Source organism: Pseudomonas sp. YQ_5 (assembly GCF_043103305.1).
In the GTDB taxonomy this organism is placed as follows: domain Bacteria; phylum Pseudomonadota; class Gammaproteobacteria; order Pseudomonadales; family Pseudomonadaceae; genus Aquipseudomonas; species Aquipseudomonas putida_Y.
The window spans coordinates 1-16,088 of record NZ_JBICJS010000031.1 but is presented as its reverse complement, the minus strand read 5'-3'; the positions used below and the strand labels follow the sequence as shown (position 1 = coordinate 16,088).

Genomic DNA, 16,088 nt, shown 5'->3' with positions numbered 1-16,088 from the left:
ATACCCTTGCAGGAGCAGCACACGGCTGCTCCTGCAGATGAGCGTGCTGCGTCAGCGGGCTTTCACGGTCATCTCCCCTTGCCCATCCCCCACGGCCTGCAAGTTCGGCCGATACATCGACTCGACCTGCGGCGGCGGCACGCGGTAAGTGCCCGGTGTCACCGCTCGCGCCAGGTACAGCAGGTGGGTGGTGCCATAGCCGTCAAGCTTGAGCGCGGCAACATAACGGTCATCACGGTACTCCTGATGCACCACGCTGGCGTTCTGCATCGACTCGCGCCACGCCTTCACTGCACTGCTCGCGTTGTCCAGGCTGGCCGCGCTTTGAGCCAGGTTCTGGTTTTCCAGCTCCAGGCCTGCCGGCAGCAGGTCCACCACCAGCGCGTCCGGCACGCGGTCCTCAGCTTTCAGCGCCAGGTGCACGAGCACAAGGTCGCCACTGCGCAGGTTGTGCACGTCCAGCGGCTGGCCATTCATGCCCAGGTACTCTCTGCGAATCTGCAGGCCGTTGCCGCCAGCAGCAGGCGCCTGTCGTGGGTAGCCCGACAGAGTCAGCTGCTGGTACAACGTCTCGCTGCCCTCGTTCTGCACGCTCAGTGGCGAGGCCAGTAACAGGCCTTCCAGCTTCATACCGGCCTCGGCATTGTTCAACTCGCGCACTTCACCCGCGCTGTCCAGGCGTGCCTGCCACTGGCCTTCCGGCTTGCCCAGCAGGCCACGGCCAGCGAGGAACAGTGCATTGCGCTCTTGGGTCGACAGCCAACGGTTGGCCGCCAGTTCATCCGACAAGGCGAACAGGCGCTGATCGACCTGGCTGCTGGCCAGGTTGCTTTCCTGCAGCAGCGCCAGGATCAGCGCCTGGTCACGCAGGGCGCTGCCATAATCGGCCAGCCAGCCTTTGCCACGGCTGATGCCCAGGCCCGCCTGCAAGGCTTGCTCGGCACGCGGTTTGTCGCCCATTTTGTCCAGCGCCACTGCCAGTTGTACCAGCGGCAGACCGGAGCGGGCATCGGCGCGACGTTCGAACAGCCCGCGCAGGGCACCCAACGGCGCCTGCTGGCTGCGCGACAGCACCAGCGCCGCATAGGCCTGCACGGCAAAGCGCGTGTGGTCGGCATTTTCGCTGTAGTCGACTTCGATCAGGTTGCGTTCCTGCAGGTAACGCAGCAGGCGCTCACTGGCCTTCTTCAGTGCCTCGGCAGGCACGCCGTAACCTTGGTCACGGGCACGCAGCAGGAAGTCGGTAACATAGGCGGTGAGCCAGTACTCTTCTTCGCTGTCCGAACTCCACAGGCCAAAGCTGCCGTTGTAGCGCTGCATCCCCAGCAAGTGCTCGATGCCCATTTCGATCTTGCGCTTGCGCACATCCGCCGGCTCGCCCTTGATGCCCAGGCGCTTGAGGCTGTCGGCATCGGCGTACAGCGAGGGGTACAGGCCACTGGTGGTCTGTTCGAGGCAGCCGTAGGGGTAGGCTTGCAGCGCGCGAATCTGCTCGGCAATGTTTAGCGGCGGTCGGCTCGACAAGGCCAGGCTGGCTTCCAGGCCAGCGGGTTCGAAGGCGGCCAGGTCTGCTTCGGGCAGGGTCCACGGCTGGTCCTTCAGAGCCACACGGTAGTGCTTGAGCATTGCCGGGTAGGCCGGGCGCACACCCAGCGTCCACTCACGTTCGAACGCAGTGATCGGCTCGTTCGGCATTTTCAGGCCAGTCACCCGGACATGTACCTTGCCCTGCCCCAGACCACCCTGGGCCTGCACCGGAATCATCAGCGTCGAGCGCTGCCCTTCGGCCAGGTTAACGCTCTGCACGGCGTTGGCCGCCAGGCTCAGTTGCCCTTCTGTGGTGATTTCGACGTTCAGTTGCTGGGCGCGGCCAGACAGGTTGGCCAGGTCCAGTGCCAGGCTGGTACGGTCGCCACCGGCCAGGAAGCGCGGGGCCGAAAGCTCGGCAATCAACGGTGCGGCGACCACGGTCTTGCCTTCGGCCATGCCGAAGTGCTCTTCGGTCCAGGCCTGGGCCATCAACCGCAGTTCGCCGTTGAAGTCGGGGATATCGACTGTGGCTTGGCCCTCACCCTTGTCGTCCAGCGTCACCGGCAGGCTCTGCTGGGCAACGATGGTTACCGTAGTGTTGGGTCGCTTGCCCCCCTTGGCCATCGCTGCGTCACCACCGAATGCCAGGCTGGCCAGGCGGCCCTGCCCGGCCTCGATCAGTTGGCCGTAGATGTCCAGTTGATCGGCACCATAGGCCTTGCGCCCGAACAGGCTGGCGAACGGGTCGGGGGTTTTGAAATCGGTGATGTTGAGGATGCCCACGTCCACCGCCGACAACAGCACATGCACCTGCCTGGGCACGCTGCCATCGGCGTTGGCGGCCTTGATCTTCACCGTCAACGGCTGTTTCGGGCGCATTTTCTCCGGTGCCTGCAGGCTCAGCGCAAGCTTGCGCTCGGCGCGGTCCAGCGGCAGGTGCAGCACGCCCACGGCGCGCTTGGGCGTGGCATTGGCCTTGCGCTCACCAGGGCGGATAACCAACGCGCTGATGTACAGATCGTGACGGGCCCAGGCCTTGTCCAGTTGCACGTCAAAGGTCTTGCCCTCGGCGGGCACATCAATTTCCTGCCACCACAGCGGGCCATCGCTGGACTCGATCATCAGGTAGCCGCTGCCCGCAGCGGGCGGGGTGACGGTGACCTTGGCGGTAGCGCCATCGGTGTAGGAGGGTTTGTCCAGCGCCAGCTTGACCTGGTCCGGCCGCACCGCGCCGCCCTCAGCGTTGTCCTGGGCGCGATAGCCGGCCCAGAAGCGCTCGCTGGATACCAGACCGGTCTGCGGGTCTTCGACCTCGACGCGGTAAGGGCCCCATTCAACCTGGAAGCTGAGCTTGGCAGTGGAACCTGCCTTGACGCTGATCGTCTCTTCGTTCTGGGTCAGGAATTTCTCATTGTAGGCGTAACTCCAGCCGTCACTTTGCGAGTAATTCCAGTAGTAATCGCGGCGTTCGCGAACAAGGCGCACCTTGAGCGCATCGGCCGCCAGTTTGTGACCGTCGCGGTCGGCCAGCAGGAATTCAAATTCCACCGGCCCGTTGCTATCAGTTTCATCACCTTCGAACAGGCCTCGCAGGCCCGGCAGGCGCTCAGCCGGCCAGATAGGCTGCTCCAGGCGCCGGGTGATCGGCCGGCCACCCGACTCCTGCAGGCTGGCCTGCACGGTCAGTTGCAGCGGAGAGCGGGCTTCGGCCCAACGGCTTTCGATATCGACCACCGCCTTGCCGGCCTGGTCAAGGGTGACCTCGTCCAGTTCCAGGTCCTGGTTCAGATCGGTTTCGGTGACCGAACCGAACTGGTAGCCAGGCAACGCCGGTACCGCCTCGCGCAGCGGGCGTACATAGGCCTGACCGCTCAGGCGATTGCCGGCGGCCGGGGCGCCATAGAGGTAACGGCCATTGACCTGGATGCGCGCATCTTCATCCGGCGAAAGCGGTTTGCTGCTGCCCTTGAGTTCCAGTGCGAGGCGCTCGGGCAGGAAGTCTTCGACGAGAAATTCATAGACCTGCTTGCGCCCGCCCCCCAGGTCGAGCAGCAGTTGCCAACGGCCCGTCGGGGCCTCGGTGGCCAATTGCAACTGGTACTGGTACAAGCCATTGCTGTCGGCTTCCCAGACGAACTTGCGGCTCACCTGTTCATCCGGGCGACGCACTTCCACGCTCACCGGTTGGGCTTTGACCGGCTTGCCGTCCTGGTCGCGCAGCAGACCGTTGAGCAGCACCGTCTCACCCGGGCGGTACAGGTCACGCGGGCCGAAGATGAAGAACTGCAGCGGGTTGGCCTGAGGCCCGGTGATGTCGAATTCGGCCAGGTCCAGGGCTGCGGTGTTCAGGCGCAACAACGTGGTATGCACGCCCTGGGTGGCGATCAGGGTATCGGCCTTGGGCGTGATTGGCAGCTGGGCATGCCCCTTGCCATCGGTAGTGGCCTGGGCCAGCAGCTTGCCCTTTTCATCATGGATTTCCAGGTTGACGCCGTTCAGCGCCTTGCCGCCTTCCAGGGCTTGAGCAAACACGTCGATGCGGTCGCGGTAGCGGTGGGCCGACACGCCGATGTCGCTAAGGGTGAACAGGGTTGCCGGCTGAGAATAATCGTAGGTACCCGAGGCGCGCATCACGGCCAGGTACACACCTGGCGCCTGCAACGGCTTGATGCCGGCAATTGGCAACAACACGGTCTCACGCGTGTTGCGTGCCGGGTTGAGATCGAAGCGGCCGCTGTAGACCAGCTCGGCCATGTCCAGGGTTTCCTTGGACTGGTAGTAGTACAGGCTGCTGTTGCGCCCCCAGTTGGCCAGGAAGGTCGAGAGCATGTCTGGCTTGACGCGGAAGAACTCGACATCCACCTTGTCGACGTTCAGGGCAATCACCGGCAGGCCTTCGGCCAGGCGCGTAGGCAGCAGCGAGCCGCGGCTGGCAAAGCCGATGGTCGGCTGCATGTCGCGGGTTTCCAGGCGGGTGATCGACTCGCTGTCCAGCTGCTTGCCATTGACTGCCAGCAGCCCCTTGTCGACGGTCAGCACCAGCTTGCGCTGCGGCTCCAGGTGGCGCAAGCGCAGCTCCATCTGGTTGTCGGAGAGTTCCCAGGCTCCGTCGAGCTTGCCTTTGACGGTATCTACCAGGTGAACTTTGTTGGTGAAGTCCTGCTTGGCATCCAGCGGTACGGAAAAGCTGATTGACAGCGTTGCCGCGCCATCGAGCTGTACTTCCGATACGTCCAGCACCGTGAGTTCGCGGCCCTCATAGCGCTTGGCGAGCAAGGCCGGGTCCTCACGCTTGGGGGCGGAAGCTTCGGCGGGCGCGGGCGCCACGGTTTTTTCGACCGGCGCCGGTTTGCCTGGCGTGGAAGAGTCACAGGCACTGAGCAACGCCAGCGCGCAGGCCAGCAACAATCCTTTGTTGAACATGAGATAGGAACTCTTGGGCAGCGTGTACGTGAGGGCAGCAACTATAGCGCAACGTCAGGTACAGCACCCGGCGTTGCGCGCCAGGTCAGACCATGGTCGCGCTAAATGGTTGCCTGGTCGGTACACTGTGGCCATTCGTTAAAAGGGGGCCGCGTTGCGCTCCTTCGCGGGCTTGCCCGCTCCCACAGGTTTGGCGCCGGCAGCAAGAGCAACACTTTCCTGTGGGAGCGAGCACGCGCGCGAAGGGGTGCACAGCGGCCCCAAAATCTCATGGAATGCACATGCCCCAACTCGCTGCCGACTGGCGCCACCGCCCCACCCACCGCAAGGTCTGGGCGCTGGCCGCGCCGATGATCCTGTCCAACATCTCGGTACCGCTGGTGGCGCTGGTCGACAGCACGGTCATCGGCCATCTTCCGCACGCCCACCAGTTGGGCGCCGTGGCTGTGGGCGCCACCTTGTTCACCTTCATGGTCGGCCTGATGGGCTTCCTGCGCATGGGCTCCACCGGTTTCGCTGCTCAGGCTGCCGGCCGTGGCGACGGTGCAGCGTTACGCCAGGTACTGGTGCAAGGGCTGCTGCTGGCGGTCGGCTTCGCCCTGTTGATCGGCCTGCTGGCCCTGCCCTTCAGCCAGCTGGCACTCCATGCGATGCAACCCAGCGCAGCCCTGCAGCAATCCACCGAAGACTTCTTCCATACCCGCCTGCTTGGCCTGCCTGCGGCGCTGGCCAGTTACGCGCTGGTCGGCTGGTTCCTCGGCACGCAGAACGCCAGGGCTCCACTGGCAATCCTGCTGACCACCAACCTGCTGAACATCGCCTTGAACCTGTGGTTCGTGCTGGGCCTGGACTGGGGTGTACTGGGCTCGGCGCGGGCATCGGTGATTGCCGAATGGACTGCCGCCCTGCTCGGCCTGGCCCTGACCCGCCCGGCCCTGCGGGCCTACCCGGGGCAGATCGTGTGGGCAGCGCTCAAGCGCTGGCAGGCCTGGAGGCCACTGCTGGCGGTGAACCGCGACATCTTCCTACGCAGCCTGGCGCTGCAACTGGTGTTCCTGCTGATCACCGTGCAGGGCGCGCGCTTGGGTGAGGCCACGGTGGCAGCCAACGCCCTGCTGCTCAACGGCCTGCTGCTGACGGCCTATGCGCTCGACGGCCTGGCCCACGCAGTGGAGGCCTTGTGCGGCCATGCCATTGGCGCCCGTGACCGCGACACCCTACGTCGCTCGCTGGTGGTGGCCTGCGGCTGGTCGCTGATCACCAGCCTGGGCTTTGCCGGGCTGTTCCTGCTGGGTGGGCACCTGTTCATCGACTTGCAGACCGACATCGAAAGTGTGCGGGCGGCGGCTTATCCGTATTTGCCCTACCTGGCGTTACTGCCGTTGATCGCGGTGTGGAGTTACTTGCTGGATGGGTTGTTCATCGGCGCGACCCGGGCGCGGGAAATGCGTAATGCGATGCTGGCGTCGGTGCTGGTGGCATTGCCCGTGGCGGTGGCCATGAGCGGGTTTGGCAACCATGGATTATGGTTGGCGTTTCTCGGGTTCATGGGATTGCGGGCGTTGACGTTGGGGTGGGTGGGGTGGCGGTTGCAGGAAAAAGGGCTCTGGGTTCAGTGACGCCGGGGGTAGTACTTTGCCCTCCTAGCTTGCGACCGGTTTTCCGAGCAGCATGACGCAGACGGCAATCAAAAGCCCAGCAGCAAACATCGCGGCTTTGGCGAATTGATTGCGGCGCAGCGATGACAGGATCGCTTGTAGCGACTGCAAAGCGTAATAGGCGACGAACGCCTTTGATGCGTAGGTGATGATCTCGTAAATGCTAGCGCCCCAGGTTATGCCGATCGCAACGAGCGCCGTCACCAGGCTTCCCGCATTTACGGATATGCGGCTATGCGTTGCCTCAGCAAGCAAGCCGCTTGCGCCATTCATGTCGGCGATCGCCGCCGACGACTGGGAAGCAAGGGCTGCCGCAATCAGCAGTGGTGCGACTGCGGCGCCAACCGGGCGAAGCATGTCTATAATCGCCGTCTCGCCCCCTATGGCCTGCGGGCGGTCACAAAACAAATGCGTCACAAGAAAAACGAACCCGACATAGACAAACGTTGATATCAACTGCGCATAGCGCATCGTTCGGATACGTGTCTCCAGATTGTATTCGGCGCCTAAATACCGGGATGTCTCGAAGCCCTGCACCAGTACGATGAGACCTAATAAAATCTGGAACTTGCCAAACCCGGCCTGCGACTCAACCTGAGCCGAAACAGGATGATAGGTTGATGCAAACAAAATAAGCGCCACGATAATTCCGAAAATGACGGAAAGTTTGAGACCGACCGCATTGACCTCGATACGCTCAAGTGCACGCAGGCCACCCGATAGTCCAATCAGGCCAACGGTGGCAATCGCGACGGAGGCGACAATGCGCACGGAAAACCGGTCTTCTACACCCACAATCCGCAGGCCGAAAGCTGCGAACAGGTTGAGGTAGTAGGCAACAGACACGAAATAGGCGAGCGACAGCACTAAGTCGCAGGCACGTTCAATAAGCGCGGCCGTAGGTGGCAGCGCCCCCAAATTGGGCTCCACATAACGAATGTTGTGACGCATCACTGCGCCGTATAGGTAACCGACGAGGCAAAGAGCCAACATGGCAAGCCACGCTGCACCACTGAACGTTCCCGCCAAGATCGGTCCGGCGACCAGGAAGCCAGATCCAATAATAGAGGCCAGTGGCGTCACCGTGGCGCGCCAAAGCCGAGAACCGAGCACTCTCGGATGGAAGAAAATACAGGCGGCCAGGATTGAGGCGAGCAGAAGGCCGGCGTTACTGATCACACGCGGTGCTCCAGAATACCCATCATGAACAATTGATGGTGCCAGAACTGATCGCGATGAAAGGCCAACAGATAATCATATGCAGGGCTGACGGCATACTCCGGTTCGATTGCAAGCATTGTCGATTTCCTCCGCGCGGCTTCACGGACACCTTCAAGTCCCATCGGCCAGCCTCTGCCAAGTGAGTTTGAATCGATCTGAATACTTGCTTACCTGCCCCCAGGAAATTGGATTGGTGTCCAACCTCCTGGGGCAGTCCATTTTTGCGGGAGCGGGCCCGACAACAACTACGATGACAGGTACGAAGAACGGGTCAAGCCCAGGCGCAAGGCATCCAGATACTGGGTCCGCTCACGCGCAGTGATCTTGGCGCTGGCAACCTTGTCGCGGTAATGCGTCATCAACTCCTCCGGCGACAGGTGCACGTAGCGCAGCATGTCTTCGATGGTGTCGTGGGTTTCGATACCGGCGTGGTACACGCTGCCGTCGGCATTCTGGTAGATGTTCACCGAGTCGGTGTCACCGAACAGGTTGTGCATGTCACCCAGGATTTCCTGATAGGCACCCACCAGGAACACGCCCAGCAGGTAATCCTCGCCCTCCTTCACCGCATGCACCGGCATGCTGGTTTCGATACTTTGCTCGTCAACGTACTGGTTGATCTTGCCGTCGGAGTCGCAAGTCAGGTCCTGCAATACCGCACGCCGCATCGGCTCTTCGTCCAGGCGGTGCAGCGGGATGATCGGCAGTACCTGGCCGATGGCCCAGGTGTCCGGCAGGCTCTGGAACACCGAGAAGTTGCAGATGTATTTGTCGGCCAGCTTGTCGTTCAGCTCGTCCAGCACCTGGCGGTGCGAGCGCTGGCGGGCTTTCAGCGAGTTGTGCAGGCGACGGCACACGGCAAAATAGCACTGCTCGGCCAAGGCTTTCTCGCCCAGGCTGATCTTGCCGTCAGCGTACTGCGCGGCCACATCACCCATGTAGTGGGTGGCGCGCCAGTAGGTCTCGGTGACCATCTCGATGTCGGTCGGGCCAAGCAGGTCGGCCAGCCACTGCACAGTCTCGGGCAGGGCTTCCTTGTTCTCGATGGTGGGTACGTCGTCGTTATGCTTCTCGACGTCAGTGACCTGGATCACCAGCATGGCGTGGTGCGCGGTCAGCGAACGGCCACTCTCGGAGAAGATGTGCGGGTGCGGCAGGCCCTGCGCGTCGCAGAACTCCTTGAGCATGCCCACCACCACGCCGGCGTAGTCGTCCATGTCGTAGTTGATCGAGCTGGCATTGCGCGAGTGGGTGCCGTCGTAGTCCACACCCAAGCCGCCACCCACGTCGATGTGATCGACCGGCAGGCCCAGCGCACGCAGTTCGCCGTAGTAGCGGATGGCTTCCTTGAAGCCGTGCTGGTAGTCGGCCAGGTTGGCGATCTGCGAACCCATGTGGAAGTGCAGCAGGCGGATGCCCTGATCCAGGCCCGCATCGCGGAAGCGCTGCACCACCGAGAGCAGCTGGGCGGCGGACAAACCGAACTTGGACTTCTCGCCACCGGTGTCGGCCCACTTGCTCGAGGCCAGCGACGACAGGCGAACACGCAGGCCTACCTGCGGTTTCACCTTGAGCTCGGCGGCCTCTTCAATCACCAGGGCCACTTCCGACTCTTTCTCGATGACGATGAACACGTTGTGGCCGAGCTTCTGGCCCATCAGCGCCAGGCGAATGAACTCACGGTCCTTGTAGCCGTTGCAGACGATGGTGCCACCCTTCGGCGCCAGCGCCAGCACTGCCAGCAACTCGGGTTTGGAGCCGGCTTCCAGGCCGATGGAAACGTTTTGCGTAGCGATGATGTTTTCCACCACCGCTTCCTGTTGGTTGACCTTGATCGGATACAGCGCGGTGTACTGGCTCTGGTACTCCAGGCGCGCGATGTTGGCGTCGAACGCACCAGTCAGCTGGCGTACGCGGTCCTGCAGAATGTCGGGGAAGCGCACCAGCAAGGGCAGCGACAGGCCGCTCTGGCGCAGTTCGTCCACCTGCTCGTACAGGTCGATCGGTGCGCTGCCGGGGCCGTTGGGGCGCACTTCGACGCGCCCGGCTTCATTGATGGCGAAATAACCAGCGCCCCAATGGCGGATGCCATAAACACTGCGGCTGTCGGCCACGGTCCATTGGCTACCATCGTCTTTGCGTGTGCGTCGTACGGACATTCAAGTCCCCTATAGATAAGTCGAAGACACTGCCCCGCAGGCAGCGGAGCGAGTGTAAAAGCTGAAAATGACGATTCATCCGTGCTCAGGCATAGACCCTGACCACGAGAACGAGTTTAGAAAGCGCTGGGCAAAAAATCGCGCGATGGCCTCAGCCGCCGGACTTTTTCGCCTTGAAACCCTGTTTGGTCAGCTCGCCGATCAACAGCTCGACATGGTCGCCCTGGATCTCGATAACCCCGTCCTTCAGGGCGCCGCCGGTGCCGCAGCGGCGCTTGAGCGTGGTCGCCAGTTCTTTGAGCTGGTCGGGCGGCAGCGGCACGCCGGTGACGGTGGTCACGGTCTTGCCGCCACGGCCTTTGCTTTCGCGGCGCACGCGGGCAATGCCGTCGCCTTCGGGGATGATTTGCTGCTTGCAGGTGCAGGCGTCCACCGGCTGGCCACAGTCGGGGCAGTGCCGACCGGCATCGGTGGAGTACACGAGACCGCCAAGGGCGGAAAAGGAAGAAGCTTTCTTGGCCACTTTTGTTCCTCGGTGCTGAGGACAAAAACTGGTCGTGCCTTGGGGTTGAGGCCGACCGCGAAGCCCCACTCTGGCAGGGGCGGCGCTACTGCTGCAAGAATTGCGGCAGCCCGAAAAGGGCGCGCAGTGTAACGATAAATACGGCGATTGTGTAGGAGCGGGTTTACCCGCGAATAAGGGCAAAGCCCTTGCCCTGCGAAACGGGTGTCTGGGCCGGTATTTCGCGGGCAAACCCGAGCCTACAAAGTGGCCTTATAGCGCTGCAACGCCGCCAACGAGTCCGGGCAATAAGGCTTGCTCAGGCTTTCCTGCTCAGCCTGCTCCAGACCGATGAAGCGCGCCTCGATCACCTCTTCCGGCTGCAACCGCAACGGTGCATCCGACACCGCCGAATACACCGCACACCACAAGCGGTTATCCGGCTGGTCAAAGTAGAAACGCTCGTGGAAGCGCAAATCAGCGCCTTCGATGCCCAGCTCTTCGGCCAACTCGCGCGCAGCCGACTCGGCATACGCTTCGCCAGCCGCGACCATGCCGCCCGCCGCCACATCCCAATACCCCGGGTACAGCGCCTTGCTCAGCGTACGCCGGTGTACACACAGTTCACCGGCACTGTTGAACAGCAGAATGAATGTGCAGCGCCCGATCAGGCCACGCTCGCGCAGCTCGGCACGAGGCAAGGCGCCCAGTACCTGGTCGGTTTCGTCCACCCAGGTCACCAGCTCGCGGTCGGAAGCCGCCCGATGGGCGGCCTCGGCTGGGCTGATAGCCATCATCAACCCTGCGACAGCAGCTGACGCAGGTCGATAACCGCGGCGTTGGCCCGGGAAATGTAGTTGGCCATGACCAACGAGTGGTTGGCCCACATGCCGAAGCCACTGCCGTTGAGCACCATCGGACTCCACAGCGGCTCTTGCGAGGCTTCCAGCTCACGGATGATCTGACGCACGCTGACCGTGGCATTCTTCTTCGCCAGCACGTCAGCGAAGTCCACCTCGATGGCACGCAGCAGGTGCGACAGCGCCCAGGCTTGGCCGCGGGCTTCGTAGAACACGTTGTCGATCTGCAGCCATGGCGTTTCCACCAGCTCCTCATCCACCTGCGGCGCCTGGCCGGCAACGACCGACTCGGTCTTCAGCGTGGAGTTGAGCTTGACCCGGCCAACGCTGGCCGAGAGGCGCTGCGACAGCGAGCCCAGACGGGTTGCCACGTCACCCAGCCAGTTGTTCAGGTTGTCGGCGCGGGTATAGAAGATCGCGCCCTTGTCGCCAGCAGCCAGGCGGGTCTGGTAGCGGGTCAGCGACTTGATGCCTTCTTCGAACTCCGACTCGCTCGAAGGCAGAATCCAGCTCTTGTTGTCGAAGTTGAAGCGGGGCTCGGCCTTGGCCAGGTCGGCGTCTTCGGTAGACTGCGACTGCGAACGGGCGAAGTCTTTACGCAGAGCACGGGACAGGTCGCGAACCTGGACCAGCACGCCATATTCCCAGCTTGGCATGTTGTCCATCCACAGCCCCGGCGGGAAGCGGTCGTTGGAAATGTAGCCGCCCGGCTTGTTCAGCAAAGTGTTGGCCACGGTCTTGAGGGTTTCGACGGTGGTATAGCCCACCACCATCTGCTGGCCAGCACGTTCGGCTGCAGCCTGGGCGTTTTGCTGCACCGGGAACAGAGCCGGCTCCTGGCTCCAGTACCAGCCCAGGCCGATACACACCAGCAGGTACAACCCGATCAGGGTCCCCAAGGCACGGCTCCAAAGGCCGCCAAGGTAGCTACGGGCGGCAGCGCCGCGCCCGTCGACACGCTCACGGGGCTCGGCTTTGGCCTCTCGGTTTTTCCAGTCCAGCATGGCTTTGTCCTTAATCAGTCACGACGGTTCAGGGGCTTTGACCACAGGCCTGCGCTAGGGTGCCACGGTAAGCCCGCATGCCAGCACTATAAAGCAGACACCACCGTACGCATAAGCGACCATTCAGTCAGCAACTGAATATTCGTTCTGCCCGCTTTGTTGACGCAGGGCACTCACGCACTTGAAAAGAGCTGCTAGCATAGAGCCATCATTGCCCCTGCACATCCCAACCTATAAGTAGCCAGGACATGAGCCAAGCAGTCGAGCCAAGCCCGCAGTGCCCCGTCCAGCCGCTGACGCGTAACGGCCTGCGCAAGGACGATCCGCTCGACCAGCTGCTGCTGCCCGTGCGCAAACCGGTGTACATCCTGCTGCAGGACCACGAGCGTGCCCAGCGCCTGGCCCAGCAACTGGAATTCTTTGGCCTGGTGGTGCAGGCGTTGCCCAGCACAGCGGCGTTTCTCGCCTCGATCAGCGAGTACCCGCCGTCGGCCATCATCATGGACGTCGACTTCACCGGCGCCGGCCTGGGCTTGCTGCTGGCCGCCCAGGTGCAGCAGGGCCTGGCACGCTCCATTCCGTTGCTGTTCTTCAGCCATCACGAAGCCGACACCCCAACCCGCCTTGCCGCAGTACGCGCCGGTGGTCAGGACTTTCTCACCGGCAGCCTGGAAGCTTCCAGCTTGCTGGAAAAGGTAGAACTGCTGACCAACACCGCCCCGCACGACCCGTTGCGCGTGCTGATCATCGACGACTCGCGCACCCAGGCCCTGTACACCGAGCGTGTACTGGCCGGCGCCGGCATGCTCACCCGCAGCCTGACCGACCCGATCCGCACGATGGCAGAGCTTGCCGACTTCCAGCCCGACCTGATCATCCTTGACCTGTACATGCCGGCTTGCACCGGCCCGGAGCTGGCCAAGGTAATCCGCCACAGTGACCGTTATGTGAGTGTGCCGATCATCTATCTGTCTGCCGAGGACGACCTGGACAAGCAACTGGATGCCATGAGCGAAGGCGGTGATGACTTTTTGACCAAGCCGTTTCGCTCACGCCACCTGATCACTACCGTGCGCAACCGCGCCGCCCGCGCCCGTCATTTGAAGGCGCGCATGGTCCGCGACAGCCTGACCGGGCTGTACAACCACACTCATATCCTGCAGCTGCTGGAAGACTGCAGCTTCCGCGCCCGCCGTGAACAGCAGCCGTTGAGCTTTGCCATGCTCGACATCGACCACTTCAAGAAGATCAACGACCGCCATGGCCACCCCATGGGCGACCGAGTGATCAAGAGCCTTGCTCTATTCCTCAAGCAGCGCTTGCGCAAGACCGATTTCATTGGCCGCTACGGTGGCGAGGAATTCGCCATCGTCATGCCCAATACCGCGCTGGACGCCGCACACAAAGTGCTGGACGAAATTCGCCGGCGCTTTGCCGAAATTCTCTACCCGGCGCAGCCACGAGACTTGCAGTGCACCTTCAGCGCCGGCGTGGTGCAACTGGATGAGGGGCTGGATGCATTGACCATGGCCAGTGCAGCGGACGAGGCGCTGTACCGGGCCAAGCATGCGGGGCGTAATTGCGTCGTTCGTGTAGAGCCCTGAGATTCGCACTCACTGTGCCGGCCATACCAATAGAGGCACTGTGCCACTTTTTTCTGACTCCAAGCCCCTGGCGTCATCACCCCGTCACAAAATCGCAATAACTTCAGGCGCCTACCTCTCCCCTGCGCAGGAAGTTCGTGGCTATGCGCCTGAAGTGGCTGACCAATTTCAACACCCTGTTGCTGGTGACCGTGTGTATCGCCTTGGGCGCCACCCTGTGGTGGTCGCAGCGCGCCCTCGAGCGCCCCTACCAGATGATGGAGCGCTATCTGGGCCTGTCCCAGCAGTTTCAGAACCAGGCGGCGCGCAATATCCAGGCCTATCTGGGCAACGGCGATGCCCTGCGCCAGGCCGCCGCCATGGAGGCGAACCAGCAGTTGCAGGCCGCACTGGCGGACTGGCCCGTTGAGCTGGCCGAGAAGTTGCGCCCCAGCCTGGATAGCCTGCAGGCCTTCACCGCCAACGAACTGCTGGCCGCCGGCAAGCTGGCCGGCGACCCGCAAGCCCTGTTGCTGCAAGCCGAACGGGAGCTGGGGGCGAACTTCGAGCAAATGGCCAGCTACGCCCGCGACAGTGGCAACGCCGAGGCCAATCGCTACTTGCTGCCCTTGCTCGACGCCACCGTGCACCTGAGCCGGCTGTCGTTGGCTCGCGACAAGCTGGTCAGCAGCGGCCGCCCGGAACTGGCCGACGAGGTGGAGCGCGAGCTACAACTGATCCGCGCCCAGGCCCAGACAATCGACGGCCTGCCACTGCTCGGCGTAACCCGCACGGCCGAATCCGGTGCAGACGACTTCGCTGCGATGATGGGCCTTGAATCCCAGGCCAGCGCCCAACAGGAAGACATTGCCGTGGGCCTTAAGCGTGAATTGCAAAGCCTGCTCAATCGCTACCCGGCCGAACTGCAACGCACCCGCGAACAGATCGAGCGCCGCGCCGAGCTGGCCACCAGCACCGGCCAGCGCCTGGAAGCAGTACAACAGGCCATCGCCGCGCTGGAGCCCGAAGTACGCGGCCAGCATGCAAAAATTGCTGCCGAGGTGCGCATCATCCAAGGCCTGATGATCGGCCTGATCCTGCTGATCGCCCTTCTGATCGACACGCTGCAACGGCGCCTGGCACGCACCCTGACCGGCCTGGCCCCGGCCCTGTCACGCTGGGCCGAGGGCGACTTCGCCCAGGCCATCGCCCTGGGCAAGACCAACCGCGAACTGCATGACATTCAGGAGTCGCTCAACCGCCTGCGTCAGTACCTGGTGGAGCTGGTAGGCACCATTCGCCATAACGCCGAGCAGGTGGCCGGCAGCAGCCACGCCCTGGCCGGCATGAGCGCCGCGCTGCACGGCGGCGCCGAGCGTCAGGCCGGCGATACCGGGCAGATCCGCGATGCCTTGGGCGAACTGGAAGCGACCATTCAACAAGTGGCCGGAGACGCCAGCGCAGCCGCCGAGGCCAGTCGCGATGCCGGGCGTGCCGTGGAACAAGGCCAGGCGGTAATTGGCCAGAGCCTGTCGGGCTTGCGTGAACTGGTCGATGAAGTGCAAGGCAACGCCCGCATGATCGAGCAACTGGCGGAAGAGTCGGCAACCATTGGCGGGGTGCTGACGGTGATCCGCTCGATTGCCGAGCAGACCAACCTGCTGGCACTGAACGCCGCGATAGAAGCGGCCCGTGCCGGCGAGATGGGCCGTGGCTTTGCCGTGGTTGCCGATGAGGTGCGCTCACTGGCCCAGCGCACCACGGGCGCTACCGGCGAGATTCAGGCATTGATCGACCGCTTGCAGCAGGCCGCCAGAAGTTCGGTGGCGGGGATGCGCGCGCAACTGGAACACGCCGAGGCCACGGCCAGTCAAGCCCAAGCGGCGGATGGGGCACTGGATGAGATTGTCTGTGCCATTCGAACCATTTCCGATACGGCGGTGCGGATTGCCGATGTCACGGCGCAGCAGAGTGGCGCGGTGAGCGAGATTCGTGATCACAGCGAGCGGATTCACGAATTGGGTGAAGACAACCTGCAACGCATTGGCGAGGGGCGTGAACAGGGCGAACAATTGCTGAGCCTGGGCGGTGAGCTGAACCGGGCGGTGCGAGCGTTCAGGGTTTGAGTTGAGCTTTTCAGCGCCTGGG

10 protein-coding genes are annotated in these 16,088 nt (G+C 63.0%); 3 read left to right on the top strand and 7 right to left on the bottom strand.

Features of this window, described 5'->3' with window-relative positions; all coding sequences use genetic code 11:
- Window positions 1-51: 51 nt before the first annotated feature.
- A complete protein-coding gene (locus ACF8EA_RS05590) occupies window positions 52-4,953 on the bottom strand; it encodes an alpha-2-macroglobulin (RefSeq protein ID WP_392521256.1) in 4,902 nt (1,633 codons plus the stop codon).
- A gap of 281 nt (window positions 4,954-5,234) precedes the next feature.
- Between ACF8EA_RS05590 and ACF8EA_RS05585 the strand changes: the two genes are divergently transcribed.
- Entirely contained in the window at window positions 5,235-6,572 is a 1,338-nt protein-coding gene (locus tag ACF8EA_RS05585; protein WP_392521255.1) for an MATE family efflux transporter, read from the top strand.
- Between the two features lie 24 nt (window positions 6,573-6,596).
- On the opposite strand, the gene ACF8EA_RS05580 is transcribed toward ACF8EA_RS05585, so the two are convergent.
- From ACF8EA_RS05580 to ACF8EA_RS05555, 6 genes are all read right to left on the bottom strand, one after another.
- Window positions 6,597-7,790 (bottom strand): hypothetical protein, encoded by a 1,194-nt coding sequence (locus tag ACF8EA_RS05580; RefSeq protein WP_392521254.1) that lies wholly within the window; start codon window positions 7,788-7,790, stop codon window positions 6,597-6,599.
- A complete protein-coding gene (locus tag ACF8EA_RS05575; RefSeq protein WP_392521253.1) occupies window positions 7,787-7,909 on the bottom strand; it encodes a hypothetical protein in 123 nt (40 codons plus the stop codon). Before ACF8EA_RS05575 ends, ACF8EA_RS05580 begins: the two co-directional genes overlap by 4 nt.
- Before the next feature lie 168 nt (window positions 7,910-8,077).
- Entirely contained in the window at window positions 8,078-9,991 is a 1,914-nt protein-coding gene (gene speA, locus ACF8EA_RS05570; RefSeq protein ID WP_392521252.1) for an arginine decarboxylase, read from the bottom strand.
- A gap of 151 nt (window positions 9,992-10,142) precedes the next feature.
- Window positions 10,143-10,514, bottom strand: coding sequence for a translation initiation factor Sui1 (locus ACF8EA_RS05565; RefSeq protein ID WP_003255318.1), 372 nt, complete (start codon window positions 10,512-10,514; stop codon window positions 10,143-10,145).
- Window positions 10,515-10,753: 239 nt separating this feature from the next.
- Window positions 10,754-11,287, bottom strand: coding sequence for an NUDIX hydrolase (locus ACF8EA_RS05560; protein WP_103470202.1), 534 nt, complete (start codon window positions 11,285-11,287; stop codon window positions 10,754-10,756).
- 2 nt (window positions 11,288-11,289) lie between these two features.
- Window positions 11,290-12,357 carry a DUF2333 family protein gene (locus ACF8EA_RS05555; RefSeq protein WP_021783964.1) on the bottom strand — a complete coding sequence of 356 codons (1,068 nt, stop codon included), beginning with the start codon at window positions 12,355-12,357 and terminating at the stop codon, window positions 11,290-11,292.
- A gap of 248 nt (window positions 12,358-12,605) precedes the next feature.
- Between ACF8EA_RS05555 and ACF8EA_RS05550 the strand changes: the two genes are divergently transcribed.
- Window positions 12,606-13,961, top strand: coding sequence for a diguanylate cyclase (locus ACF8EA_RS05550; RefSeq protein ID WP_367251155.1), 1,356 nt, complete (start codon window positions 12,606-12,608; stop codon window positions 13,959-13,961).
- A gap of 143 nt (window positions 13,962-14,104) precedes the next feature.
- A complete protein-coding gene (locus ACF8EA_RS05545) occupies window positions 14,105-16,066 on the top strand; it encodes a methyl-accepting chemotaxis protein (RefSeq protein ID WP_392521263.1) in 1,962 nt (653 codons plus the stop codon).
- The last annotated feature ends 22 nt before the right edge of the window (window positions 16,067-16,088 follow it).

What these genes read in the sequence shown, in the direction of transcription:
- ACF8EA_RS05555 (WP_021783964.1), bottom strand. Translation starts at nt 12,357, where the DNA reads ATGCTGGACTGGAAAAACCGAGAGGCCAAAGCCGAGCCCCGTGAGCGT.
- ACF8EA_RS05575 (WP_392521253.1), bottom strand. Translation starts at nt 7,909, where the DNA reads ATGCTTGCAATCGAACCGGAGTATGCCGTCAGCCCTGCATATGATTAT.
- ACF8EA_RS05590 (WP_392521256.1), bottom strand. Translation starts at nt 4,953, where the DNA reads ATGTTCAACAAAGGATTGTTGCTGGCCTGCGCGCTGGCGTTGCTCAGT.
- ACF8EA_RS05545 (WP_392521263.1), top strand. Translation starts at nt 14,105, where the DNA reads ATGCGCCTGAAGTGGCTGACCAATTTCAACACCCTGTTGCTGGTGACC.
- speA (WP_392521252.1), bottom strand. Translation starts at nt 9,991, where the DNA reads ATGTCCGTACGACGCACACGCAAAGACGATGGTAGCCAATGGACCGTG.
- ACF8EA_RS05560 (WP_103470202.1), bottom strand. Translation starts at nt 11,287, where the DNA reads ATGGCTATCAGCCCAGCCGAGGCCGCCCATCGGGCGGCTTCCGACCGC.
- ACF8EA_RS05550 (WP_367251155.1), top strand. Translation starts at nt 12,606, where the DNA reads ATGAGCCAAGCAGTCGAGCCAAGCCCGCAGTGCCCCGTCCAGCCGCTG.
- ACF8EA_RS05585 (WP_392521255.1), top strand. Translation starts at nt 5,235, where the DNA reads ATGCCCCAACTCGCTGCCGACTGGCGCCACCGCCCCACCCACCGCAAG.